The sequence below is a fragment of the Brevundimonas naejangsanensis DSM 23858 genome (genome assembly GCF_000421705.1).
GTDB lineage: Bacteria > Pseudomonadota > Alphaproteobacteria > Caulobacterales > Caulobacteraceae > Brevundimonas > Brevundimonas naejangsanensis.
On the sequence record NZ_ATXN01000005.1, the window covers coordinates 167,575 to 189,374 of the forward strand.

At 69.8% G+C, this 21,800-nt stretch carries 24 protein-coding genes; 22 read left to right on the plus strand and 2 right to left on the minus strand.

The genetic code is table 11. The features are described from left to right. Positions 1-7: 7 nt before the first annotated feature. From H556_RS0111890 to H556_RS0111915, 6 genes are all read left to right on the plus strand, one after another. Positions 8-2,431, plus strand: coding sequence for a PAS domain-containing protein (locus H556_RS0111890; RefSeq protein WP_081650949.1), 2,424 nt, complete (start codon positions 8-10; stop codon positions 2,429-2,431). 109 nt (positions 2,432-2,540) lie between these two features. Further along, positions 2,541-3,005 (plus strand): hypothetical protein, encoded by a 465-nt coding sequence (locus tag H556_RS16565; RefSeq protein ID WP_024354642.1) that lies wholly within the window; start codon positions 2,541-2,543, stop codon positions 3,003-3,005. Positions 3,006-3,021: 16 nt separating this feature from the next. Beyond that, complete coding sequence (locus H556_RS0111900) at positions 3,022-4,146, plus strand: DNA-packaging protein (RefSeq protein ID WP_035303003.1); 1,125 nt, start codon at positions 3,022-3,024, stop codon at positions 4,144-4,146. Between the two features lie 50 nt (positions 4,147-4,196). Further along, positions 4,197-5,363 carry a phage portal protein gene (locus H556_RS0111905; RefSeq protein WP_024354644.1) on the plus strand — a complete coding sequence of 389 codons (1,167 nt, stop codon included), beginning with the start codon at positions 4,197-4,199 and terminating at the stop codon, positions 5,361-5,363. A gap of 8 nt (positions 5,364-5,371) precedes the next feature. Continuing rightward, complete coding sequence (locus H556_RS0111910) at positions 5,372-5,587, plus strand: hypothetical protein (RefSeq protein ID WP_336433132.1); 216 nt, start codon at positions 5,372-5,374, stop codon at positions 5,585-5,587. Next, positions 5,584-6,042, plus strand: a complete 459-nt coding sequence (locus H556_RS0111915) for an HK97 family phage prohead protease (protein WP_024354646.1) — start codon at positions 5,584-5,586, stop codon at positions 6,040-6,042. The genes H556_RS0111910 and H556_RS0111915 overlap by 4 nt, the downstream gene beginning before the upstream one ends. A 248-nt stretch (positions 6,043-6,290) precedes the next feature. Here H556_RS0111915 and H556_RS0111925 read toward each other — a convergent pair whose 3' ends face one another. Beyond that, on the minus strand, positions 6,291-6,719 hold the full coding sequence (locus H556_RS0111925) for a hypothetical protein (protein ID WP_024354647.1): 429 nt from the start codon (positions 6,717-6,719) through the stop codon (positions 6,291-6,293). 135 nt (positions 6,720-6,854) lie between these two features. Here H556_RS0111925 and H556_RS0111930 point away from each other — a divergent pair, with 135 nt between their 5' ends. From H556_RS0111930 to H556_RS0111965, 8 genes are all read left to right on the plus strand, one after another. Beyond that, positions 6,855-8,096, plus strand: coding sequence for a phage major capsid protein (locus H556_RS0111930; RefSeq protein WP_024354648.1), 1,242 nt, complete (start codon positions 6,855-6,857; stop codon positions 8,094-8,096). 158 nt (positions 8,097-8,254) lie between these two features. Further along, a complete protein-coding gene (locus tag H556_RS0111935) occupies positions 8,255-8,521 on the plus strand; it encodes a head-tail connector protein (protein WP_024354649.1) in 267 nt (88 codons plus the stop codon). Beyond that, a complete protein-coding gene (locus H556_RS0111940) occupies positions 8,518-8,835 on the plus strand; it encodes a phage head completion protein (protein ID WP_245559478.1) in 318 nt (105 codons plus the stop codon). The genes H556_RS0111935 and H556_RS0111940 overlap by 4 nt, the downstream gene beginning before the upstream one ends. Next, the gene (locus H556_RS0111945) at positions 8,832-9,239 is read left to right on the plus strand and encodes a DUF3168 domain-containing protein (RefSeq protein ID WP_024354651.1); all 408 of its coding nucleotides are present in this window, start codon (positions 8,832-8,834) and stop codon (positions 9,237-9,239) included. Before H556_RS0111940 ends, H556_RS0111945 begins: the two co-directional genes overlap by 4 nt. A 1-nt stretch (position 9,240) precedes the next feature. Beyond that, positions 9,241-9,651 carry a phage major tail protein, TP901-1 family gene (locus H556_RS0111950; RefSeq protein WP_024354652.1) on the plus strand — a complete coding sequence of 137 codons (411 nt, stop codon included), beginning with the start codon at positions 9,241-9,243 and terminating at the stop codon, positions 9,649-9,651. Continuing rightward, entirely contained in the window at positions 9,651-9,941 is a 291-nt protein-coding gene (locus H556_RS0111955) for a GTA-gp10 family protein (protein WP_024354653.1), read from the plus strand. The genes H556_RS0111950 and H556_RS0111955 overlap by 1 nt, the downstream gene beginning before the upstream one ends. Next, a complete protein-coding gene (locus tag H556_RS0111960) occupies positions 9,941-10,126 on the plus strand; it encodes a phage tail assembly chaperone (protein ID WP_024354654.1) in 186 nt (61 codons plus the stop codon). Before H556_RS0111955 ends, H556_RS0111960 begins: the two co-directional genes overlap by 1 nt. After that, positions 10,119-10,640 (plus strand): hypothetical protein, encoded by a 522-nt coding sequence (locus H556_RS0111965; protein ID WP_024354655.1) that lies wholly within the window; start codon positions 10,119-10,121, stop codon positions 10,638-10,640. Before H556_RS0111960 ends, H556_RS0111965 begins: the two co-directional genes overlap by 8 nt. An 83-nt stretch (positions 10,641-10,723) precedes the next feature. Here H556_RS0111965 and H556_RS0111970 read toward each other — a convergent pair whose 3' ends face one another. After that, positions 10,724-11,431, minus strand: coding sequence for a DUF805 domain-containing protein (locus H556_RS0111970; protein WP_029673583.1), 708 nt, complete (start codon positions 11,429-11,431; stop codon positions 10,724-10,726). A 172-nt stretch (positions 11,432-11,603) separates the two neighbouring features. Between H556_RS0111970 and H556_RS0111975 the strand changes: the two genes are divergently transcribed. The 8 genes from H556_RS0111975 to H556_RS0112010 all read left to right on the plus strand — a co-directional run bounded on the left by H556_RS0111975 (position 11,604) and on the right by H556_RS0112010 (position 21,751). After that, on the plus strand, positions 11,604-12,215 hold the full coding sequence (locus H556_RS0111975) for a phage distal tail protein, Rcc01695 family (protein ID WP_024354657.1): 612 nt from the start codon (positions 11,604-11,606) through the stop codon (positions 12,213-12,215). A gap of 3 nt (positions 12,216-12,218) precedes the next feature. Next, on the plus strand, positions 12,219-12,872 hold the full coding sequence (locus H556_RS0111980) for a baseplate hub domain-containing protein (protein ID WP_024354658.1): 654 nt from the start codon (positions 12,219-12,221) through the stop codon (positions 12,870-12,872). 179 nt (positions 12,873-13,051) lie between these two features. Continuing rightward, a complete protein-coding gene (locus H556_RS0111985; RefSeq protein WP_245559482.1) occupies positions 13,052-13,480 on the plus strand; it encodes an NlpC/P60 family protein in 429 nt (142 codons plus the stop codon). A gap of 11 nt (positions 13,481-13,491) precedes the next feature. Beyond that, the gene (locus H556_RS0111990) at positions 13,492-17,169 is read left to right on the plus strand and encodes a baseplate multidomain protein megatron (RefSeq protein ID WP_024354660.1); all 3,678 of its coding nucleotides are present in this window, start codon (positions 13,492-13,494) and stop codon (positions 17,167-17,169) included. A 125-nt stretch (positions 17,170-17,294) separates the two neighbouring features. Continuing rightward, a complete protein-coding gene (locus H556_RS0111995; protein ID WP_024354661.1) occupies positions 17,295-18,227 on the plus strand; it encodes a DnaJ C-terminal domain-containing protein in 933 nt (310 codons plus the stop codon). Positions 18,228-18,278: 51 nt separating this feature from the next. After that, a complete protein-coding gene (locus H556_RS0112000) occupies positions 18,279-19,439 on the plus strand; it encodes a phosphoserine transaminase (RefSeq protein WP_024354662.1) in 1,161 nt (386 codons plus the stop codon). A 91-nt stretch (positions 19,440-19,530) separates the two neighbouring features. Beyond that, positions 19,531-20,826: an adenylosuccinate synthase gene (locus H556_RS0112005; RefSeq protein WP_024354663.1), complete on the plus strand. Its 1,296-nt coding sequence runs from the start codon at positions 19,531-19,533 to the stop codon at positions 20,824-20,826. 118 nt (positions 20,827-20,944) lie between these two features. After that, a complete protein-coding gene (locus H556_RS0112010) occupies positions 20,945-21,751 on the plus strand; it encodes a response regulator (protein ID WP_024354664.1) in 807 nt (268 codons plus the stop codon). Positions 21,752-21,800 lie beyond the last annotated feature (49 nt).

Genomic DNA, 21,800 nt, shown 5'->3' on the forward strand with positions numbered 1-21,800 from the left:
GGGCGGAATGGACATTGTCGCAACACGAAAAGGGTCGGAAAGCGGAGCGCGGGACGCGTTCGACCGACTGACGGCGATCGCGTGCGCGACGTTCCGCACGCCCCACGCCATGATCGCGACGCTGGATGAAGACCGGGCGGTCTTTCTGTCCGGGGTCGGTCTGGACGAGGTGAGCGTGCCGCGCCTGAACAGCGTCAGCCACCAACTGGCGGACATGGGACCGGACGCCGTGATGGTGATCCAGGATGCGCATGAGCATCCGGTCTATCGCCGCCATCCGATGGTGGTCGGGGCACCCTATGTCCGCTTCTTCCTCGGCGCCACGGTCTGCGGGGCTGACGGCCGGCCCGCAGGAGCCATCGGCGTCATGGACGTTCAGCCGCGCCCGGCGCCCACGCAGACGGAGCTCGATCTGATCCGCGAACTGGCCGGTCTGGCGGGACAGTTGATGGAACACGCCGAAGCGATGCGCCAGGAGGCGGCGCGCCTGGAGACTTTGAGGCTGGCCGAGGACATGGTCGGGGTCGGACGCTGGCGTTATGAGGTCGCGACCGGAACGGTGACCTGGTCGGACGAGATTTATCGCATCCACGGGCGGGCGCCGGGCGTCTTCCATCCGAAGCTGGAGGATGTGTTCGACCACTATCACGTCGACGACCGGGGCGAGATTCAACGGCTGGTCGAGCGGGCTCTGAAGACCGGCGAGGGCTATACCTTCAAGCTGAGGCTGGTGGGCGTCGACGAGACCGAGCGGGTGGTCGCCGCCGAGGGCGCCGCCGAGAAGGACGCCACCGGCCGGGTGATCGCCCTGTTCGGCGTGCTGCAGGACGTGACCGAGCGCGAGGCCTTGCTGCGTGCGGCCCAGACCAATGAGCGGCGCTATCGGCTGCTGGCCGAAAACACCGGCGACGTCATCACCCGCGTCAAGATGGACGGGTCGAGCAAATACATTTCGCCGGCGATCCAGCAACTGCTGGGCTGGACCTATGAGGAGATGAGCGGCCAGTCGACCGACTATGTTCACCCCGAGGACCGGCACCTGGTGCTGGGCGCCATCGGCAGGGCGGTGAAGAGCGGCGAGCCGACCCGCCTTGAGCACAGGGCGGTGCACAAGAAGGGCCAGACCGTCTGGGTCGAGTGCACCTTCAAGGCCCTGAAGGACGAGCACGGCCATGTCGACGACGTGGTGGTGGTGATCCGCGACATGACCCAGCGCAAGGCGCTGGAGGCGGAGGTGCTGGAGGCCAAGGAGACCGCCGTGGCGGCGGCGCGGGTGAAGAGCGAGTTCCTGGCCAATATGAGCCATGAGCTGCGTACGCCCCTGACCAGCGTCATCGGCTTTTCCGGACTGTTGCAGGCGTCGGAGCATCTGCCCGCCGAAGAGCGCGTCTATGTCGAGCGCATCGCCACGGCGTCGGAGGCGCTGCTGGGCGTCATCAACGACATTCTGGACTATTCCAAGCTGGAAGCCGACGCGATCGAGATGGACCCGGAGCCGTTCGATACGCGCGCCCTGGTCGAGGGGGCGGCGGCGATCATCGAGAGCCAGTGCTCGGCCAAGGGGCTGACGCTGAATGTGGTGATGGCGGCGGAAACCCCCGAGCGCCTGACCGGCGACAAGGGGCGATTGCGGCAGGTGATGCTGAACTTCCTGTCCAATGCGGCCAAGTTCACCGCCAGGGGGGCGGTGACGCTGAAGGTCGGCGGGCGAGCGCAGGAGGGCGGCGGCTGGCGGATGCGGGTGGAGGTGACCGACACCGGCATCGGCATCCCGTCCGAAAAGATCGGGGAACTGTTCCGGCGCTTTACCCAGGCCGACGCCTCGACGACGCGGGTCTACGGCGGGACGGGTCTGGGGCTGGCGATCTCGCGGCGGCTGATCGAACTGATGGGCGGCGAGGTCGGGGTGGAGAGCGCGCCGGGCGCAGGCTCGACCTTCTGGTTCGAGGCGCCGCTGGCGGCGGCGACGGAAGAAGGCGTTACGGCGAGGGACGAGACTGATCGCGCCCGCAAGGACGCCATGCGCGGCCGGGTGCTGATGGCCGACGACGCGGCCGCCAACCGCGAACTGGTCAGCGCCATACTGAGAAATCTGGGGCTGGAGATCGATACGGTCGCCGACGGCGCCGAGGCGGTGCACGCAGCGCATTCGGGGGTCTATGATCTGGTGCTGATGGATGTGCACATGCCGGTCATGGACGGGCTGACGGCGACGCGGGAAATTCGTCGGATGCAGGCTCAGGGCGAGCGCCGCATTCCGATTTTGGCGCTGACGGCCAACGTCCAGGCCGATCAGGTGACGCGCTGCCTGGAGGCGGGCATGGACGGCCATCTGGCCAAACCGATCCAGATCACGGAACTGGCCGCCGCCCTGTCGTGGTGGCTGAACGAGGCTGAAACGACGCCTGAAGAGACGCGAGCGGGCGCCTGACGCCGACGATCTTTGCGACTGGGCGGGCCAAAGCCGGGAAATCCTTACGTTTGACGCGATCCGGGCGCCCTTTGCGCGCCTGAGGACGCTGCTCGGCTATGGTTCAGTCATGGCGGGAAAAGCGGATCAGGGCGGGGCGGCGGGGGTGACGGCGGCGTGGCTGGGCGAGGTCTTCGCCAGTCTGAGGGCCGCGACGGACCAGGCGATCGCCGTGGTGACGGCGGCCGAGCCGCCTGCCGATGTGGCCGAGGCCGAGAAGCGGGCGCGCGCCATCGGCGTTCTGGCCCGCACGGCCAAGGCGGTGGCGGCGCTGGAGGCCGACCTGATCCGCAAGAGCCGCAGCCCTGAAGAGGATGGAATGAGCGACGACGACCGTGACCTCAGCGACGCCGAACTGGCCGGGCTTCAGGCCGAATTCTTCGCCCGTGTCGATCATCTCGTCGCAGCCATCGAGCGCAAGTCGCTGGCTGCGGGACTGGATCGAGAGCCTGCCGCGCGAACAGCGAGGGGCGGCGCTGAGGGCGGCGGTCAAGGCGACGCCGAGGCTGAACGACGACCAGATCGCGCCGCGTGAGGACTGGCGCACCTGGGTGCTGCTGGGCGGGCGCGGGTCGGGCAAGACCTTCGCCGGCGGCTTCTGGATGAACGAACTGGCGCGGGGCGCGGACCGGACCTTCGCCCTGGTCGGAACGGCGCTGCACGACGTGCGCGAGGTGATGGTCGAGGGGCCGTCGGGGCTGAAGGCTCAGGCGACGGCGGACAACCGGCCGCGCTGGGAGGCGGGGCGACGCAGGTTGATCTGGCCCTCGGGCGCGGCGGCCTATGCGTTTTCGGCCGAAGACCCGGACAGCCTGCGCGGACCGCAGTTTCACGCGGCCTGGGCGGATGAGTTCTGCGCCTGGAGGAACATTGAGGCGACGTTGTCGAACCTGAGATTCGGGTTGCGGCTGGGGGCTGATCCCCGGCTGGCGATCACGACGACGCCCCGGCCGATCCCGGCGCTGAGGCGCCTGTTGGCCGAGCCGGGCGTGGCGACGGCCCGGCTGGCGACCAAGGACAACGAAGCCAATCTGGCGCCGGGGTTCCTGGGCCACCTTCAGAGCCTCTACGCCGGGACGCGGCTGGAGGCGCAGGAGATGGAAGGGCTGGTGGTCGAGGCCGACGGCGCCCTGTTCCGGGCCGAGGATCTGGCGCGGGCGCGCGGGAGCCGTCCGGCGCGGTTCGATCGGGTGGTGGTGGCGGTCGACCCGCCCGCCAGCGCCCACGGCGACGCCTGCGGGATCGTGGTCGCAGGGCGCTGGGACAAGGCGGCCTATGTGCTGGCCGACCGTTCGGCGCGCGGCCTGTCGCCCGCCGGATGGGCGCGGCGCGTGGCGGAGGCGGCGCGCGAGTTCGACGCCGACCTGGTGCTGGCCGAGGCCAATCAGGGCGGGGAGATGGTGCGGACCCTGCTGGGGCAGGCGGACTGTCCGGCGCAGGTGAAGCTGGTTCACGCCAGCCGGTCCAAGAAGGCGCGGGCCGAGCCGGTGGCGGCGCTCTACGAGCAGGGCCGGGTCGTCCACTGCGGGGCGTTTCCGGCGCTGGAAGAAGAGATGATGGCGCTGGGGAGCGAGGCGCCGGGCGCCAAGAGCCCGGACCGGGCGGACGCTCTGGTGTGGGGGCTGACGCACCTGCTGCTGGCCGGGAAGACGCAGCCGAGGCTGCGGGCGTTGTGATCTGATCCTTCTCTCACAAGGGGAGGGCGAGGAAAGATATGGAGATTTCAATGGATTGGCGACGACCGTTCGGTCGGCGGCGCGTTGCTGCGCCCGAAATCAAGGACAGCCGCACCGGGCCGCTGATCGCTCTGACCGGGGCGGGCCGCGCGCGATGGACGCCGCGCGATTACGCTCATCTGGCGGACGAGGGGTTCGGCAAGAACGCCGTGGCCTATCGCTGCGTGCGGATGATCGCGGAGGCGGCGGCTTCGACGCCGTTGATGGTGATGGTCGGGGGCGTGCGCAGCGCGGACCATCCGCTGGCGCGGCTGATCGACAAACCCAACCCCGAGCAGTCGGGCGGCGAGTTGATGGAGGCGGTTTACGGCGCGCTGCAGACGGCGGGCAACGCCTATGTCGAGGCGACCGGCGACGCCGACGGGGACGGCGCGCCCGATGAACTGTGGGCGCTGAGGCCCGACCGGGTGAAGGTGGTCCCCGGAAGGGCGGGCTGGCCGGAAGCTTATGAATACGCAGTCGGCGGGCGGTCGGTGCGGATCGCGCGGCATGGCGACGGCTGGTCGCCGGTGATGCATCTGAAGCTGTTTCACCCGACGGACGATCATTACGGGTTTTCGCCGCTGGAGGCGGCGGCCTTCGCCATCGACGTGCACAATGCGTCGGGGGCCTGGAACAAGGCGCTGCTGGACAATGCGGCGCGACCCTCGGGGGCGCTGATCTATGGCTCCAGGGACGGGGAGCGGCTGACAGCGGATCAGTTCGAGGCGCTGAAGGCGGAGTTGGGCGAGGCCCATGCCGGGGCGCGGAACGCCGGGCGGCCGCTGCTGCTGGAAGGCGGGCTGGACTGGAAGCCGATGAGCCTGACGCCGCACGACATGGACTTCATCGCCGGGAAACACGCGGCGGCGCGGGAGATCGCCCTGGCCTTCGGGGTGCCGCCGCAGTTGCTGGGGATACCCGGCGATGCGACCTACGCCAACTATCGCGAGGCGAACGCGGCCTTCTGGCGAGGGACGGTGATCCCGCTGGTGAGGAAGGCGGCCGGGGCGATGACGGGGTGGCTAGGCAGCCGCTTCGTCGATTGCCGGATCGAGCCGGATCTGGATGCGGTTCCGGCCCTTCAGGTCGAGCGGGATGCGCTGTGGGCGCGGCTGAATGCGGCTGGCTTCCTGACCGAGGACGAGCGGCGCCGGATGGCGGGGGTGGGCGAGTGATGGAAGCGATGAAGAAGATGCCCGTCGCCCTGATCGCAGCGCTGCTGGTGCAGACCCTCGGCGGCCTGGTGTGGGCCGGCGGGGCGGCGGCGCGGATCGCCACCCTGGAGCAGCGCGTGGATGAACAAAGGCTGGTCGCCGAGCGACTGGCGCGGCTGGAGGCGCAGGGCGAGGCGACGCGCGCTGCGGTCGAGCGGATCGAGCGGCGGCTGGAGGAGAAATGATGGCGGCGACAAGCCGGACAAGGGCGGGGCTGGCCATTGCAGGCTACGCCTCCCTGTGGGGCGTGGCGGACCTGAACGGGGACGTGACGGCGCGCGGCGTTTTCGCCGGGAGCCTGGCGAAGACCGGCGCGGGCGGGGTGCGGATGCTGCACCAGCATGAAAGCCGCGCTGTCGTCGGCGTCTGGGAGCGGATGGTTGAGGACGAGCGCGGCCTGTGGGTCGAGGGGCGGATCGAGGACTGGTCCGCTGAGGCCCGCTACGCCGCCGCCCTGACGCGCGCCGGGGCGCTGGACGGGCTGTCGATAGGCTTTCGGGCGACCAAGGCGCGGCGCGAGGGGCGACTCAGGGTGCTGAGCGCGGTCGAGTTGTGGGAGGTGTCGCTGGTGACGTTTCCGATGCTGCCGGGCGCGCGGTTCAGGCGCGCAAGGCCGGAAAAGGACGACGGCCGGCATTGAGGCCCTCGGCGACATAATGGTCGTGCATGGCGCGCAGCCAATGCCAGGTCACGAGGAGGAAGCCGATCGCAGCGAAGATGGCGTAGGTGCTCCAGTAGTTGAGAGGCCAGGGTCGACCCAGTCCACGCGTCAGTAGAGCGACAGGATCGTCCAGCAGGGCCAGGTCGGCCAGGGCCAGACCAGTTTCAGAAGCCAGGACTGTCGGGCGACGTCCAGCAACTGCGAGGTTGGGCTTGAGACGATGGGCATCAGTCGGTCGTCTTCAATCGCGAACGGTTGGCGGCCGGGCCGTGCAGGCCGGGTTCCTGCTGGCGGTAGCCGCGTAGCAGGCGAGCGCAGGATTCGGGCGTCTGTCGGGCGGCGATAGCGCGGCCGCGGGCGTGAGCCTGGCGCAGGGCGTCCTGTCGGTCTGGGGCGGCGTAGGGGGCGTGGCGCCGCAGATGGGCCTCGAAGGTCTGGTCGCCGTCCGGATCAAGGGCCTCGCAGGCGCCGAGGATCTCGAACAGGCGGGCGTCGAGGGAGACGTCGGCGGATAGGCGGGGCGGATCGGCGGGCGCCGTCTGGGGCGAACCTTGGGACGAATTCTGGGACATAGTCGGACGCTCAGGGGTTGAGCAGGCCATGAGGGCGATGGCCGACAGCGGAGCCGAGAGGGCGACGCCTACGAGTTTCAACATCCATCCTCCATGTCCTTTGGTTCGATGGCGGGAGGGTCGCACGCTTTTGAAGCGCGGCAAAGGATGGGACGGTTCCGGGCCTGGCCCGGTTTGACGGCGCGCCGCAGGACGGTCGCGCATTTTTCTGGAGACATCATGAGAGAGACCAAGACCGTCTCGGGTCATCCCGAGGCGCGCGCCGCCATGCATGAGATGATGGCCGCGTTCGAGGCGTTTAAAGGGGCGAATGACGCCCGTCTGGACGAGATCGAGAAGAAGGCGTCGGCCGACGCGCTGCTGGAGGAGAAGGTGGCGCGTATTGATCAGGCGGTGGCCCAGGCGCAGGCGCGCATGGACCGTGCGCTGAGCGAGAGCCGCAGGCCGATTCTCAGTGCTTCTGGGTTGGGCGCCGAGCCGCCTGCCGTCGTGGCGGCGCCGGAGGCCAAGGCGGCGTGGGACGGCTATATGAAGTCGGGCGCTTCGCATGGTCTGGAGCTGAAGGCGGGGCTGTCGTCGGCGTCGAACTCGGCGGGCTATGTCGTGCCGCCGGAGACGGAGCGCGCCACCGAGCGGCGCCTGATGGCGGGCAGCCCGATGCGCGAGATCGCCACGGTGCGCACGGTGGGCTCGGGCGTGTTCCGAAAGCCGGTTTCGACGGCGGGCGTGCAGGCGGGCTGGGTGGCCGAGACGGCGGCGCGGCCGGAGACGGATCCGGCGACGCTGGCGCTGCTGGAGTTCTCCTCGGCCGATCTCTACGCCTGTCCGGCGGCGACGCAGAACCTGCTGGACGACGCCCTGATCGACCTGGACGAATGGCTGGCGGCCGAGGTCGAGGACGCCTTCGCGGCGCAGGAGACGGCGGCTTTCGTCAGCGGCGACGGGGTCAACAAGCCCAAGGGCTTTCTGGCCTACGCCAATGCGGCCGAGGGGACGCAGACCTGGGGCCAGATCGGCACGGTGGCGTCGGGGGCGGCGGGCGGTTTCGCCTCGACCAACCCGGCGGACAAGCTGATCGACCTGATCTATGCGCCCAAGGCCCAGTATCGGCCGAATGGGCGTTTCGTGATGAACCGGCGCACGGTCTCGACGGTGCGCAAGTTCAAGGACGCGGACGGGAACTACATCTGGTCGCCGGCGACGCGGCCGGGCGAGACGGCCAGTCTGCTGGGCTATCCGGTTACCGAGATCGAGACGATGCCGGATATCGGCGCCAACAGCCTGTCGGTCGCGTTCGGCGACTTTGCGCGCGGCTATCTGATCGTGGATCGGGCGGGGGTGCGGGTGCTGCGCGATCCCTATTCGGCCAAGCCCTATGTGCTGTTCTACACGACCAAGCGCGTGGGCGGCGGAGTGCAGAACTTCGACGCGATCAAGCTGATGAAGTTCGCGGCGAGCTGACGAACGAGAGCCCTCTTTCCTTGTGGGAGAGGGAGGGGCCTGCCGCGTGAGCGGTGGGAGGATGAGGGGTTTCGCGTGGCGCGACCCCTCATCCGTCCGCCTTCGGCGGCTACCTTCTCCCACAAGGGGAGAAGGAAAGGGAACATAGGGAGATTTGAATGACGGCACCCGTGAGCCTCGCGGAGGCGAAGCTGTTCCTGCGCGTCGAGCATGAGGCGGAGGACGGGCTGATCCAGACGCTGATCGACGCGGCCAGGGCGCGGGTGGAGGGCGAAGTCGGGTTGTGCCTGACCTCGACCTCGCCAGCGCCGCTGAGGTTGGCGGTGATGATGCTGGTGATGCGCGCCTTTGAGCGGGGCGAGAGCGAGATGTCGGCGGCGCCGGTTGAGGGGTGGATCGCACCCTATCGCGTGGTGCGGCTGTGAGCGCGGGCGCGATGAAGGTGGTGGCGTCTCTGGTGCGGCCGGTGGCGGCGCAGACGCCCTATGGCGGGCAGGTGGTCAGCTATGAGCCGGTCGGGTCGCTGTGGCTGGCCTTGGGCGCGCGACGGCGGCGCGAGCGGACGGAGGCGGGCGTGACGCGCGGCGTGGAGAGGTTGAGCGCCACGGTGCGGGCCGACCCGAGGCTGGAGGAAGGGTTGGCCGTGCGCTTCGGCGGGGCGAACTGGGCCGTGGTCGGGATCGAGGCCGATCCGAAGGCGGCGGGCCGGGTGCGGCTGGATCTGGAGCGGGTGCGATGAAGGATCATGAAGGGGCGCTGGTAAAGGCGCTGATCGCGCATCTGGGCGGCGATGGAGCGCTGAAGGCGCTGTTGGGGGACCCGGCGCGGATCTGGGATGAGCCGCCGCAGGGTGCGGGATTTCCGCATCTGCTGATCGGGCGGTGCGAGAGCAGGCCGCTGAATGCGGACGGCGGCGGGGTGGAGCAGCGGCTGACCCTGACCTGCGCCAGTCGGTTCAGGGGGCTGGAGGAGGCGCGGGCCGTGGCGGCGGCGGTGCGGGCGCGGCTCGCCGATGCGCTGCTGGAGGCGGACGGGGTGAAGGCGGTCAGCGTGTCGGTGACGTTTACGGACCTGTTCCGCAGTCCGGACCTGAAGCGGGCGTGGGCGGTGATGCGGCTGAGAGCCGTGACGGAGGAAATCTGAGATGAGCGCGCAACGGGGCAAGGACATCCTGCTGAAGGTCGAGGGCGCGGGCGGCGCCTTCGCAACGGTGGCGGGACTGAGGGCGAGGACGATCTCGCTGAACGCCAAGACGGTGGATGCGACCGACAGCGACAGCGCCGGACGGTGGCGCGAACTGCTGGCGGGGGCGGGCGTGAAGTCGGCGGCGGTGTCGGGCCAGGGAATATTCCGCGACGCGGCGTCGGACGCCCTGATCCGCGAGGCCTTCTTTGAGCAGGCGGCGAAGACGTGGCGGCTGATCGTGCCGGATTTCGGCGTGCTGGAAGGGCCGTTCCTGGTCGCTGCGCTGGAATATGCGGGCGAGCATGAGGGCGAGGCCAGTTTTGCGCTGAGCCTGGCCAGTGCGGGCGAGATCAGTTTCGAGGCGCTGTGATGGCGAACGGCGTGCGGGGCGAGGTGGTCGCAAACCTGGCGGGGGCGGAGCGGACGCTGTGCCTGACGCTGGGGGCGCTGGCGGAGATCGAGACCGGGCTGGGCGTCGCCGGGGTGGCGGCGCTGGCCGAGCGGCTGCGTTCGCTGTCGGCGCGCGATCTGATGGTGGTGCTGGCGGCCCTGCTGCGTGGCGGCGGTGAGGCGGTGCTGGCGGATGGACTGGCGGCGGCGTCGGTCGATCCGCGTGAGGCGGCGGAGGCGGTGGCGAAGGCTTTCGCGGCGTCGGCCTGATGACGCCCCAGGACCGTCAATGGGCGGAGATGATGCAGGCGGCGGCGCGGATCGGCGTGGGGCCGGAAGGCTTCTGGCGGCTGTCGGTCAAGGAGTGGCGGATGCTGACGGCGGGGCCGGCGCAGGCGACGCCGCTGGGGCGCGGCGAACTGGAGCGGATGCAGGAGATGTGGCCGGATGACTGATGGTTTCAGGCCGGACGGGATCGACGCCGTGCCGGTGAAGGCGGCTGAGGCGGCGGCGGCGCTGGAGGCGCTGAAGGAGCCGGCGGAGCGGGCGGCGGCCTCGATCGAGGACGCGTTCGGGCGGGCGGGGGCCAGTCTGACCCGGTCGCTGGCGCGGGCGGCGGCGGACGGGCAGGTGACGCTGGCTGAGCTGGCGCGGGCGGTGCTGAACGCCGTCAATGCGGCGGCAGGCGTGCGCGGCGGAGGTCTGTCGGGCGCCATAGCGGCGGCGATGGGCGGCTTTGGCGGCGCGCGGGCCGATGGCGGGCCGGTTCTGGGCGGAGGCGCCTATCTGGTCGGCGAGCGCGGGCCGGAGGTGTTTCGCCCGGCCGGCGCCGGGACGGTGGAGCCGATGAACGCAGCGCCTGGGGTGACGGTGAACGTCACGGTGGACGGCGGCGCCGAGGGCTTGTTGCGGTCCGAGACGCAGATCGCGCGCATGCTGGCGCGCGCCACGGCGCTGGGAGCGCGCTGACCACCTCAAGCAGCAAGGCGCCGCGCGCTGAGCGGTAGCGCGCAACAAAAAAAAAGAGCGCTCCGGAGAGCGCTCTTTGGGACCTATTCGCCCTTGGGGTTGGGGCCGTATTTGTTGGGACCGGGTTGGCTGCCGCCGAAGCCGAGCCACATCCAGAAGCCGAAGCTGACCAGCCCGGCCAGGAACATCAGGCCGAAGGCGGCGCCGCCGGTGGCGAAGAGCAGTTCGGGGTCCATCGACTGCATGGCGTTGGGGTCGCTCAGGACCGACAGGCCGAAAGCGCTGACCAGCATGGCGAGCGAGGCGTACCAGAGCGCCCAGGGGATGACGACCAGCCATCCCGGCTTGCCCATGTCGTGGAAGCGTTTGAAGCCGACCGCCAGGTGCAGGACCATCAGCACCAGGCCGAGGATGAAGCTGACCTTGGGCACGAAGTTCAGGACCAGGCCGACGACGAACAGGATGGCCCAGCTGATCCAGAAGTCCCGACGGCGCAGGCGGCCCTTGAAGGAGAAAAAGGCGGTCTTGATGTCGTAGCCGGAGCCGGACTCGGCGCTGGCCGAGGAGGCGGCCCCTGCTGCCTGGCCGAAGGCCGCGGCGGCGGTGGCGGACGGCAGGAGCATGATCTGGGTCGCCTCCATGCCTTCGGGCACGAAGTCGACGCGGACGCCGGCGGCGACTGCGCCGTCGCCCTGAACGGCGGTGCGCGCGAAGCCGTAACGGAGGCTGTCGTCGCCGCTGATCAGCCCTGTGCCCGTGGCGTCGTCATAGCTGAGAATTTCGCCGCGCACGCGGATCTCCTGTCGTTGAACGGCTTTGCCGTGGTGTGGCGAAAGCATGGCCGACGCCGGCGGCGCGGACAACCCGCAGCGTGACGTTACGCAAGATTTTTCGCGACGCGTTCGCAATCCGTCCCGTCCGGGACGCAATCCAGACATTGAGACAGGGATGGGGAGAGGACGCATGGCCTTTCATGAGGTGCGCCTGCCGGCGCGGCTGGCGTTCGGCTCGACCGGAGGCGTCGAGCGCAGGACGGAGATCACGACGCTGGCGTCGGGGTTCGAGCGGCGCTCGACGCCGTGGGCCGATGGTCGCAGGCGCTATCTGATCGGGGCGGGACTGCGCTCGCTGGACGACATGGCGGCGCTGACGAGTTTTTTTGAAGCGCGACGCGGGCGGCTGCATGGTTTCCGGTTTCGCGACTTCGCGGACTTCAGGAGCGGGGCGCCGGGGGCGGCCGTGACGCCGCTGGATCAGACGATCGGGACGGGCGACGGCGAAAGGCGGACGTTCCAGCTGTGCAAGGCCTATGGCGATCATCGGCGGCTGATCGCCAAGCCGGTCGAGGGATCGGTGCGGGTGGCTGTGGCGGGCGTGGAGACGGCGGCCTTCAACCTGGAGGCGACGACGGGGCGGGTGACGCTGGCGACGGCGCCGCCGCAGGGCGCCGCGGTGACGGCGGGCTTCGCCTTTGACGTGCCGGTGCGGTTCGACGCGGACCGGATGGAGGTGACGCTGGAGAGCTTCGGCGCCGGGCGGATGGTCGCCATGCCGCTGATCGAGGTGCGGATCTGAGCCATGCGCAATGTTCCCGATGAACTGGCCGCCCGCATCGAGAGCGGGGCGGCGACGCTTTGCCATGTCTGGCTGCTGAGGCGGGCGGACGGGCGGGCGATGGGCTTCACAGACCATGACCGCGATCTGGAGGTCGAGGGCGTCACGTGCCGGGCGGCCAGCGGCTGGACCGGCGGGGCAGGCGAAGGCGAGGTCGGTCTGGCGGCGGGTGGGCTGTCGGCCTCGGGCGGGCTGGATGACGCGGCGATCACCGAAGAGGACATAGCGGCGGGGCGGTATGACGCCGCCGAGGTCGAGCTGTGGCGCGTGGACTGGATGCGGCCGGACCTGAAGGTGCGGCTGTGGAAGGGGCGGCTGGCGCGGATACGGCGCGAGGATGGACGGTTCATCGCCGATCTGGACGGGCCGATGGCGGCGCTGGAGCGGGTGGTGGGGCGGACCTATGGCCGGGGCTGCGACGCGGTGCTGGGCGATGGGCGCTGCGGGCTGGAGGCGGCGGCGATCGCGGGGCGCAGTTGCGACAAGCGGTGGGCGACGTGTGTGGGCGTGTTCGCGAATGGGGTCAATTTTCAGGGCTTTCCGGATGTGCCGGGCGAGGACTTCCTGACCGCGCGGCCGGTAAGCGGGCGCAATGACGGCGGGAGCCGCAGGCGATGAGGGGCGCGCAGGAATTCTCCCTCCCCTTCATGGGGAGGGTGGCTGAGGCGGAACCGAAGCCGGGTGGGGGCGGCAAGGAAGAACAAGCGTCGTGTCCTGATCACCAAGCTCTCCCCACCCGGTCGCTGCGCGACCACCCTCCCCATGAGGGGGAGGGAGAGGCGCGGCGCTTGGGGGTCGTGGCGGCGGCGCGCGGTTGGCTGGGCACGCCGTATCGGCATCAGGCCAGCGTGAAGGGCGAGGGGGCGGACTGCCTGGGCCTGGTGCGCGGGGTCTGGCGGGAGGTGATGGGCGTGGAGCCGGAGGCGCCGCCGCCCTATCGCCCTGACTGGGCCGAGGTCGGGGGAGAGGAGGCGCTGTGGGCGGCGGCGCGGCGCTGGCTGGTGGAGATACCTTCCGAGCGGGCGGGGCTGGGCGACGTGCTGCTGTTCCGCATGGCGGCGGGCGCGCCGGCCAAACACTGCGCGGTGTTGAGCGTGGTGGAGGGGCCCGAGCGGCGGATGATCCACGCCTATTGGGGCCGCTCGGTCGTGGAAAGCTGGATGGGGCCGTGGTGGCGGCGGCTGGTCGCGGTGTTTCGCTGGCCTGAACCCTTGGCGGGAATTTGAAGGAGTAGACGATGGCGCAGGTGCTGCTGGGCGGCCTTGGGGGCATGGCGGGCGTCAGCAGCCTGGGCCTGTTGGCCGGGGGCCTGCTGGGGCGGGCGCTGGACGACAGGCTTGTGGCGGGACTGTCGCCGGCGCGGCAGGTCGGGCCGAGGCTGGAGGGGCTGAAGCTGCAATCCTCCGCCGAGGGGGCGCCGATGGCCTGCGTCTTCGGGCGGGCGCGGGTGACGGGACAGGTGATCTGGGCCGCGCGTTTTCTGGAGCGCAAGGAGAAGCGGTCGGCGGGCAAGGCGGGAAAGACGGTCGACTACGCCTATTCGCTGAGTTTCGCGGTGGCCCTGTGCGAGGGGCCGGTCGACGGGGTGGGGCGCATCTGGGCCGACGGCCAGCCGATGGACATGGCGGGCGTGACCATGCGTCTGCATCGCGGGACCGAGGGCCAACTGCCCGACCCGCTGATCGAGGCGGTGGAGGGGCGGGCGCCCGCCTATCGCGGGACGGCCTATGTGGTGTTCGAGGACCTGCCGCTGGACGCCTATGGCGACCGGGCGCCGCAGCTGTCGTTTGAGGTGTTCCGCCGACCGCAGGGCGCCGAAGCGCAGATGGAGGACCGGCTGGAGGGCGTCTGCCTGATCCCCGGAGCGGGCGAATTCTGTCTGGCGACCGAGCCGGTGATGCGGCGCGAGGGGCTGACGAAATCGACGCCTGAGAATGTGCATCTGACGGCGGGGCAGACGGATCTGGAGGCGTCGCTGGATCAGTTGACGGCCCAGGCGCCGAGGCTGAAACGGGTCAGCCTGGTGGTCGGCTGGTTCGGCGACGACATACGCATGAGCCATTGCCGCATCCGGCCGGGGGTGGAGCGGCGTCAGAAGCCGACCGAGCCGCTGGTCTGGCGCGTGGCCGGGGTCGAGCGCGCGGACGCGCATCTGATCTCTCAGATCGAGGATGGTCCGGCCTATGGCGGCACGCCCTCGGACGACAGCGTGAGGCAGGCGATCCGGACGCTGAAGGCGCGCGGGCTGGAGGTGACGCTGTATCCCTTCGTCTTCATGGACTGCCCCGGCTATCCGTGGCGGGGGCGGATTACGGGGACGGATGGAGCGGGGGCGACGGCCGAGGTCGCGGCCCTGTTCGGGGCGGCGGACGGCTGGGGCCTTCGTCGGCTGGCGCTGCACTATGCGAAGATCGCGGCCGAGGAGGGGGCGGACGACCTGCTGATTGGTTCGGAGATGCGCGGGCTGACCTGGACGCGCGATGCGGGCGGGGGCTTTCCGGCAGTGGCGCAGTTGCGAGCGTTGGCGGCCGAGTGCCGGGCGGTGGTCGGGCCGAATGTAAAGCTGAGCTACGCCGCTGACTGGTCTGAGTATTTCGGCTGGCAGAGGGAGGGAGAGGTAAGGTTTCACCTCGATCCGCTGTGGGCTGATCCGAACATCGATTACGTCGCCATCGACTGGTATCCGCCGATGGGCGACTGGCGCGGCGGCGAGGGCGGGCTGGATGCGGCGGACTTCGCAGGGCCGTCGGACCCGGCCTATCTGGCGGCGCAGGTGGCGGGCGGCGAGGGGTATGACTGGTACTACGCCTCGGACGCGGATCGGGCGGTGCAGCGGCGCACGGCGATCGAGGACGGCGCACACGGCGAGGACTGGATCTGGCGCTACAAGGATCTGAAAGGGTGGTGGTCGAACGCGCACCATGAGCGCATCGGCGGGGTTCGGCAGGCGGCGCCGACGGCCTGGGTTCCGCAGATGAAGTCGATCCGTCTGACCGAGTTCGGCTGTGCGGCGGTGGATCGCGGGGGCAATGCGCCGAACCTGTTCCAGGATCCGAAGAGCAGCGAGAACGCCCTGCCGCCGTACTCGACCGGAGAGCGCGACGACCGGATGCAGCGGCGGCTGATCGAGGCGGTGCTGACGCACTATGCGCAGCCGGCGAACAACCCGATCTCGGGCGTCTATGGCGGGCCGATGCTGAAGGGGGCGGACGTCTGGTGCTGGGACGCGCGGCCCTATCCGGCGTTTCCGGCGCTGGGGGAGGTGTGGGCGGATGCAGGCGCCTGGCGCACGGGGCACTGGCTGAACGGGCGGATGGGCGGCGATGCGCGGGGGCTGATCGAGGCGATCCTGAAGCGCGGCGGGTTGGCGGAGAGGGACTATACGGTCGAGGCGGTGGACGGCGCGGTGACGGGCTATGTCATCGACCGGCCGATGGCGACGAAGGATGCGCTGGCGCCGCTGGTGCAGGCGTTGGGGGCGACGGCGGCGGAGCGCGACGGCAAGGCAGCGGTGCTGGGCGAGACAGCGCGGGAGATGACGCTGGATCTGGCGGCGCTGGCCCTGCCCGACAAGGGCGGGAGTGCGGCGGCCGAGCGGCGGCTGACGCCTCGGCCCAGCGCCGCGCGGCTGCGCTTTATCGATGAGGCGGCGGACTATCAGCTGGGCGCCGTGACGGTGCGCGGGGACGGCGAGGGCGGCGGTGTGGATGCGGCCCTGCCCGCCGTGGTCGGGGCCGGGCTGGCGACGGCGGCGGCGCAGCGGCTGTTGCAGGGCGAGGCGGCCGAGCGGCTGACGCTCAAGCTGGGGCCGCTGGAGGCGCTGAATCTGGAGCCGGGTGATGTGGCGGCGGTGGAGGGGTGTGCGGGCGACTGGCGTGTCGAGCGGTTGGAATGGGATGAGACGCCCAGGGCGGTGTTGACGCCCGTGGTCGAGGCCGTCGTCGTGGATGCGCCGGAGGACTGGCGCGGGGAGGGCGGCGGGATCGCAACGCTGGGGGCGCCGTTCTTGATGCTGCTGGACCTGCCGCCGCTGCCGGGAGAGGAGGCCGACGGGCGGCCGGTGGTCGCGGCGGCGGCCGAGCCCTGGACGACGATGGCGCTGCATGGCGGCGCGTCGGTCGACAGTCTGACGCCAAGGGCGGTGATGGAGACGTCCGCGACGGTGGGGACGCTGACGGCGCCCCTGCGGCCCGGCGTGGTCGGGCGCTGGGACGAGACGGGCGTGCTGAACGTGCGGATCGAGGGGCGGGCGCCGCAGAGCCAAGCGGCCGAGGCGGTGCTGTCGGGCGCCAATCTGCTGGCGGTGAGCAGCGCGGAAGGATGGGAGATGGTGCAGTTCCGTCGGGCCGAACTGGTCGGCGGGGATGTGTGGCGCTTGAGTGGTCTGTTGCGCGGACAGCAGGGGACGGAAGGCGCGGCGTCGCATGGATCGGAAGCGGGGGCGCTGGTCGTGCTGCTGGAACGCGGCATGGCGCGCGCCGAGGTCGATGCGGTTGAGCGCGGCTTGCCTCGGATCTGGCGTGCGGGGCCAGCAGGCGTGCCGCCGGGCGGGGCGGGGACGACCGAGGTCGGCTTCATCTGGACGAACCGGAACGCCGCGCCCTGGCGACCGGCGCATCTGCGCGCCACGCCGGAGGACAGCGGATGGCGGCTGAGCTGGACGCCCCGCGTGCGATTGGGCGGCGGCGGATGGGACAGCGAGCCGGTCGAGGTCGATGCGAGGCGTTTCCGGGTGCGGGTGCTGGATGGCGCTGTTGAGCGCCGGGTCTGGGAGGTCGAGGGGCTGGAGACGGTCTATGGAGCCCTGGAGGTTGCGGCGGACTTTCCGAGTGGCTTCGGGGCTGAGGCGAACGTGGCTGTCGCTCAGTGGGGGGATGGCTTCGGCTGGGGGGCGGAGGCGACGGCGCCGTTGTGACAACGGCCTGCCTGTCTGCTGGGAGGAGGTGTGCAACATGAGGAAACCATCCTCGCCCCTTTCGGCGGGCGGTTGCATGGCTTAACTGACGCTCTGGTCTGTGTTTATCCGGAGTGGAGCGAAAATTGGCTGGCGATCCCTATCAGGAACTGGGCGTTTCCAAGGGCGCGAGCGCGGACGAGATCAAGAAGGCGTTCCGCAAGCTGGCCAAGGAACTGCACCCCGACAAGAACCCCGGCGACAAGGCGGCCGAAGAGCGGTTCAAACGCATTACCGCCGCCTTCGACCTGCTGGGCGACGCCGAGAAGCGCGCCAAGTATGACCGCGGCGAAATCGACGCCGATGGACGCGAGCAATTCCGAGGCTTTGGCGGCGCTCAGGGCGGGCGGCCGGGCGGCGGCGGTTTCGGCGGCTTCGGCTTCGGCGGGCGCGGCGAGGGCGGCCCCGGCGGGCGGGCGAGCTTTGACGATATCGACCTGGAAGAAATCTTCGGCGCCTTCGGAGGCGGCGGACGCAGCGCCGGGCGCGGCTTTGGCGGAGGGCGAGGGCAGGACGTGCGTGCGACCCTCGACATCAGTCTTGAGGACGCCATCGCCGGGACGACGCGGCGCATCCAGTTCTCGGACGGACGGATGCTCGACGTGGCCATCCCCAAGGGCGCGGCGGACGGCCAGACGATCCGGCTGAAGGGGCAGGGCGCGCCGGGGCGCGGCGGTCAGGCGGGCGACGCGCTGATCGAACTGCGTATCCAGCCGCATCCGGTGTTCAAGCGCGACGGGGCCGACCTGACGATGGATCTGCCGGTGTCGGTTCCGGATGCCGTGCTGGGCGGCAAGATTCAGGTGCCGACGCCCGAGGGCGCGGTGATGATGACCATTCCCAAGGGCTCGAACTCGGGCAAGGTGCTGCGGCTCAAGGGGCGCGGCGCCTATGCGAACGGCAAGCGCGGCGATCTGATGGCCAGGCTGGTGGTGACGCTGCCGGAGGCGCCGGATGACGAACTGGTCCGGTTTGCGACGGAATGGCGTGAGCGCCGGCCCTATAAGCCTGGCCGTTGATGGCCTAAGGCGGAAGCTTCCTTCTCCTCCCCCGAGACTTCAGAGACCGATATGACGCCCAAGCCCGCCGCCAAGCCTGCTCGTCCCTGGTTCTCGGCCGGGCCGACGGCCAAGCGTCCGGGCTGGGAGCTGGCGAACCTGCCGACGAACCTGATGGGGCGGGGCATCCGCGCGCCGGAGGTGGTGGAGCGGTTCGCGCATGGGCTGCGGCTGACGCGCGAGGTGCTGAGCCCGCCGGACGACTATGTCATGCTCTACACGCCCGGTTCGGACACCGGGGCGGTCGAGGCGGCGCTGTGGTGCATGCTGGGCGAGCGTCCGGTGCAGGTGATCGCCTATGAGAATTTCGGCCTGACCTGGCTGGCGGATGTGAAGACGCATCTGGGGCTGGAGCCCGAGGCCCTGACGGCGCCGTGGGGCGAACTGCCGGACCTGTCGAAGGTCGATCCGAAGAAGGACGTGGTGTTCCCGTGGAACGGCACGACTTCGGGCGTGCGCGTGCCGGATGGCGACTGGATCGCCGACGACCGCGAGGGGCTGACGATCTGTGATGCGACCTCGGCGGCCTTTGCGATGGATCTGCCGTGGGAGAAGTTGGATGTGACTACTTTCAGCTTCCAGAAGGCGCTGGGCGGCGAGGCGGGCGTCGGGGTCATGGTGCTGTCGCCGCGCGCGGTGGCGCGGCTGGATAGCTATCGGCCGGACCGGGCGGTGCCGAAGGTGCTGCGGATCGCCGACAAGACGGGCTTTGATCGGACGCTCGCGGACGGGGTGGTGATGAACACCTTCTCGGTCCTGACCATCGAGGACTGGATCGACGCCCTGGACTGGGCGAAGGCCGAAGGCGGCCTGCCTGCCCTGATCGCGCGCACAGACGCCAACTATGCCGCCCTGGCCGAGTGGGTGGAGCGGACGGACTGGATCGCCTTCCTGCCGGAGCAGCCGGAAATCCGCTCGACGACTTCGGTCTGTCTGAAGTTCGTCGATCCGCGCGTGGCGGCGCTGGATGAGGCGGGACAGAAGGCCTTTGTGAAGCGGTTCAAGGCGCTGCTGGAAGGCGAGGGGGCGGTCTATGACATGGAGCCGCACCGCAACGCCCCGCCGGGCCTGCGTCTGTGGTGCGGCTGTACGGTCGAGACGGCGGACGTCGTGGCGGCGACGCCGTGGCTGGAATGGGCGTTTCAGACGGCGGTCGGCGAACTGGCGGGATAATTCTGTCGCCCATTAGACGCCCTTGGGGGCGACTCCGGACGATTCAGGGGTTATAGGCTCCCACCGCATTCTGGATTGCGGAGTATAGGTCTTGGCGAACGTCGCAGTGGTCGGCGCCCAGTGGGGCGACGAGGGCAAGGGCAAGATCGTGGACTGGCTGTCCAATCGCGCCGACATGGTGGTGCGGTTCCAGGGCGGCCACAACGCGGGCCACACCCTGGTCGTCGACGGCAAGGTCTATAAGCTGGCGCTGCTGCCGTCGGGCGTGGTGCAGGGCAAGCCTTCGATCATCGGCAACGGCGTGGTGGTCGATCCCTGGCATCTGGTCGGCGAGATCGAGAAGATCCAGGCTCAGGGCGTGGCGATCACGCCTGACATCCTGACCATCGCCGACAACGCCTGCCTGATTCTGCCGATCCATCCGGCGCTGGACGTGGCGCGCGAGGCCGCCGCCAGCGCGCCGGGCGCAAAGATCGGCACGACCGGACGCGGCATCGGTCCGGCCTATGAGGACAAGGTCGGCCGCCGAGCCATCCGCGCCTGCGATCTGGCGAATGAAGACGATCTGAAGATCAAGATCGACCGCCTGCGTTCGCACCACGATCCGCTGCGCGCGGGTCTGGGGCTGGAGCCGATCGACCCGGAGGCGCTGCTGGCGCAACTGCTGGAGATCGCGCCGAAGATCCTGCCCTACGTCAAACCGGCGTGGCGGGTGCTGGACGAGGCGCAGAAGGCGGGCAAGCGGGTGCTGTTCGAGGGCGCGCAGGGCGCCTTCCTGGACGTGGACCACGGCACCTATCCCTATGTGACCAGCTCCAACACCGTGGCGGGGCAAGCGGCGGCCGGGTCGGGTGTCGGCCCGCGCGGCGTCGGCTATGTGCTGGGAATCGTGAAGGCCTATACGACGCGCGTCGGCGAAGGCCCCTTCGCCTGCGAACTGAATGATGAAGTCGGCCAGCACCTGGCGGTGGTGGGCCGCGAGATCGGCGTGAACACGGGCCGGTCGCGTCGCTGCGGCTGGTTCGATGCGGTGCTGGTGCGTCAGTCGGTGGCCATCAACGGCATCGACGGCATCGCCCTGACCAAGCTGGACGTGCTGGACGGGCTGAAGACGCTGAAGATCTGCGTCGGCTATCGCATTAACGGCGAGGTGCTGGACTATTTGCCCAGCAGCCTGAAGGATCAGGCCTCGGCCGAGCCGGTGTTCGAGGAACTGGAAGGCTGGAACGAGAGCACGGCGGGCGTCCGGACCTTCAAGGACCTGAACGCCCATGCGCTGAAATATGTGCGGCGGATCGAGGAACTGATCGGGGCGCCGGTGGCCCTGCTGTCGACCAGCCCCGAGCGCGACGACACCATTTTGATGCGCGATCCGTTTCAGGGGTAACCCTTGCAACGGGGACTGATGCCCGACCCGTTCCGGGGGGGAGTTTACATTTCTGGTCGAGGCAACGACGCCTTAACCGGTAGGGCATAGGGTGGCGCTCTGAAATGGAGCTCGCCCTGTGTTCGCCCTAGACGCCAAGACGATGCAGAGGATCGCGCCGGTGGTTCGGCGCGTGATCATCGTTGATCCCAATCCCGCCGCCGCGCGCCTGTTGCAGGACCTGTTGAAGGGGTTCGGATCGCGCGAGATCGTGGTCGAGGGCGATGAGGCGCGGGTGCTGGATCTGGCCCGCGAAATGGAGCCGGCCCTGATCTTCACCGAGCGGACCGGACCCAAGCTGGACGGCGAGGCGCTGGCGCGGCGCATCCGACGCTCAAGCCTGTCATGCCGCCGCGCGCCGATCATCATGGTGACGGCCGAGGCCACCGCCAGCGCCATCAAGGGCGCGCGCGATTCCGGCGTGCATGAGTTCCTGAGGAAGCCCTTCACCAGCGGCGATCTGCAGCGGCGGATCGAGAACCTGGCGACCAAGCCGCGCGACTGGGTCGAGGCGGTCGGCTATATCGGGCCGGACCGGCGGCGCTTCAACTCGGACGACTACGCCGGGCCGCAGAAGCGCAAGGCGGACAAGCCGCGCTCCAGCGCCGAGGCGGCCCTGGCGGTTAAGGATCAGGCGATGCGGATCCTGTTCTCGGCCCTGACCCAGTTCGACAGCGATCCCATGCAGGCGGTGCGCGCCATCAAGCAGCAGGCGGAGACGCTGAAAGCCCTGGCCATCAAGACGGGCGACGCGCCGCTGGCGATTGCGGCGGCAGGACTGGACACGGTGCTGGCCGCGGGAGCGCCAACCAAGGCCGCATTGACGGCGCCGGTTCAGGCCGTGCTGAAGCTGGCCTCGCCGGAGAGCTTGGCGCGGGTAGGGTAGGGTAGGGTAGGGGCGCCCATAATCGCCGTCATCCTCGGGCTTGACCCGA

What these genes read in the sequence shown, in the direction of transcription:
- H556_RS0111890 (WP_081650949.1), top strand. Translation starts at nt 8, where the DNA reads ATGGACATTGTCGCAACACGAAAAGGGTCGGAAAGCGGAGCGCGGGAC.
- H556_RS16565 (WP_024354642.1), top strand. Translation starts at nt 2,541, where the DNA reads ATGGCGGGAAAAGCGGATCAGGGCGGGGCGGCGGGGGTGACGGCGGCG.
- H556_RS0111905 (WP_024354644.1), top strand. Translation starts at nt 4,197, where the DNA reads ATGGATTGGCGACGACCGTTCGGTCGGCGGCGCGTTGCTGCGCCCGAA.
- H556_RS0111910 (WP_336433132.1), top strand. Translation starts at nt 5,372, where the DNA reads ATGAAGAAGATGCCCGTCGCCCTGATCGCAGCGCTGCTGGTGCAGACC.
- H556_RS0111915 (WP_024354646.1), top strand. Translation starts at nt 5,584, where the DNA reads ATGATGGCGGCGACAAGCCGGACAAGGGCGGGGCTGGCCATTGCAGGC.
- H556_RS0111925 (WP_024354647.1), bottom strand. Translation starts at nt 6,719, where the DNA reads ATGTTGAAACTCGTAGGCGTCGCCCTCTCGGCTCCGCTGTCGGCCATC.
- H556_RS0111930 (WP_024354648.1), top strand. Translation starts at nt 6,855, where the DNA reads ATGAGAGAGACCAAGACCGTCTCGGGTCATCCCGAGGCGCGCGCCGCC.
- H556_RS0111935 (WP_024354649.1), top strand. Translation starts at nt 8,255, where the DNA reads ATGACGGCACCCGTGAGCCTCGCGGAGGCGAAGCTGTTCCTGCGCGTC.
- H556_RS0111945 (WP_024354651.1), top strand. Translation starts at nt 8,832, where the DNA reads ATGAAGGATCATGAAGGGGCGCTGGTAAAGGCGCTGATCGCGCATCTG.
- H556_RS0111950 (WP_024354652.1), top strand. Translation starts at nt 9,241, where the DNA reads ATGAGCGCGCAACGGGGCAAGGACATCCTGCTGAAGGTCGAGGGCGCG.
- H556_RS0111955 (WP_024354653.1), top strand. Translation starts at nt 9,651, where the DNA reads ATGGCGAACGGCGTGCGGGGCGAGGTGGTCGCAAACCTGGCGGGGGCG.
- H556_RS0111960 (WP_024354654.1), top strand. Translation starts at nt 9,941, where the DNA reads ATGACGCCCCAGGACCGTCAATGGGCGGAGATGATGCAGGCGGCGGCG.
- H556_RS0111965 (WP_024354655.1), top strand. Translation starts at nt 10,119, where the DNA reads ATGACTGATGGTTTCAGGCCGGACGGGATCGACGCCGTGCCGGTGAAG.
- H556_RS0111975 (WP_024354657.1), top strand. Translation starts at nt 11,604, where the DNA reads ATGGCCTTTCATGAGGTGCGCCTGCCGGCGCGGCTGGCGTTCGGCTCG.
- H556_RS0111980 (WP_024354658.1), top strand. Translation starts at nt 12,219, where the DNA reads ATGCGCAATGTTCCCGATGAACTGGCCGCCCGCATCGAGAGCGGGGCG.
- H556_RS0111990 (WP_024354660.1), top strand. Translation starts at nt 13,492, where the DNA reads ATGGCGCAGGTGCTGCTGGGCGGCCTTGGGGGCATGGCGGGCGTCAGC.
- H556_RS0112000 (WP_024354662.1), top strand. Translation starts at nt 18,279, where the DNA reads ATGACGCCCAAGCCCGCCGCCAAGCCTGCTCGTCCCTGGTTCTCGGCC.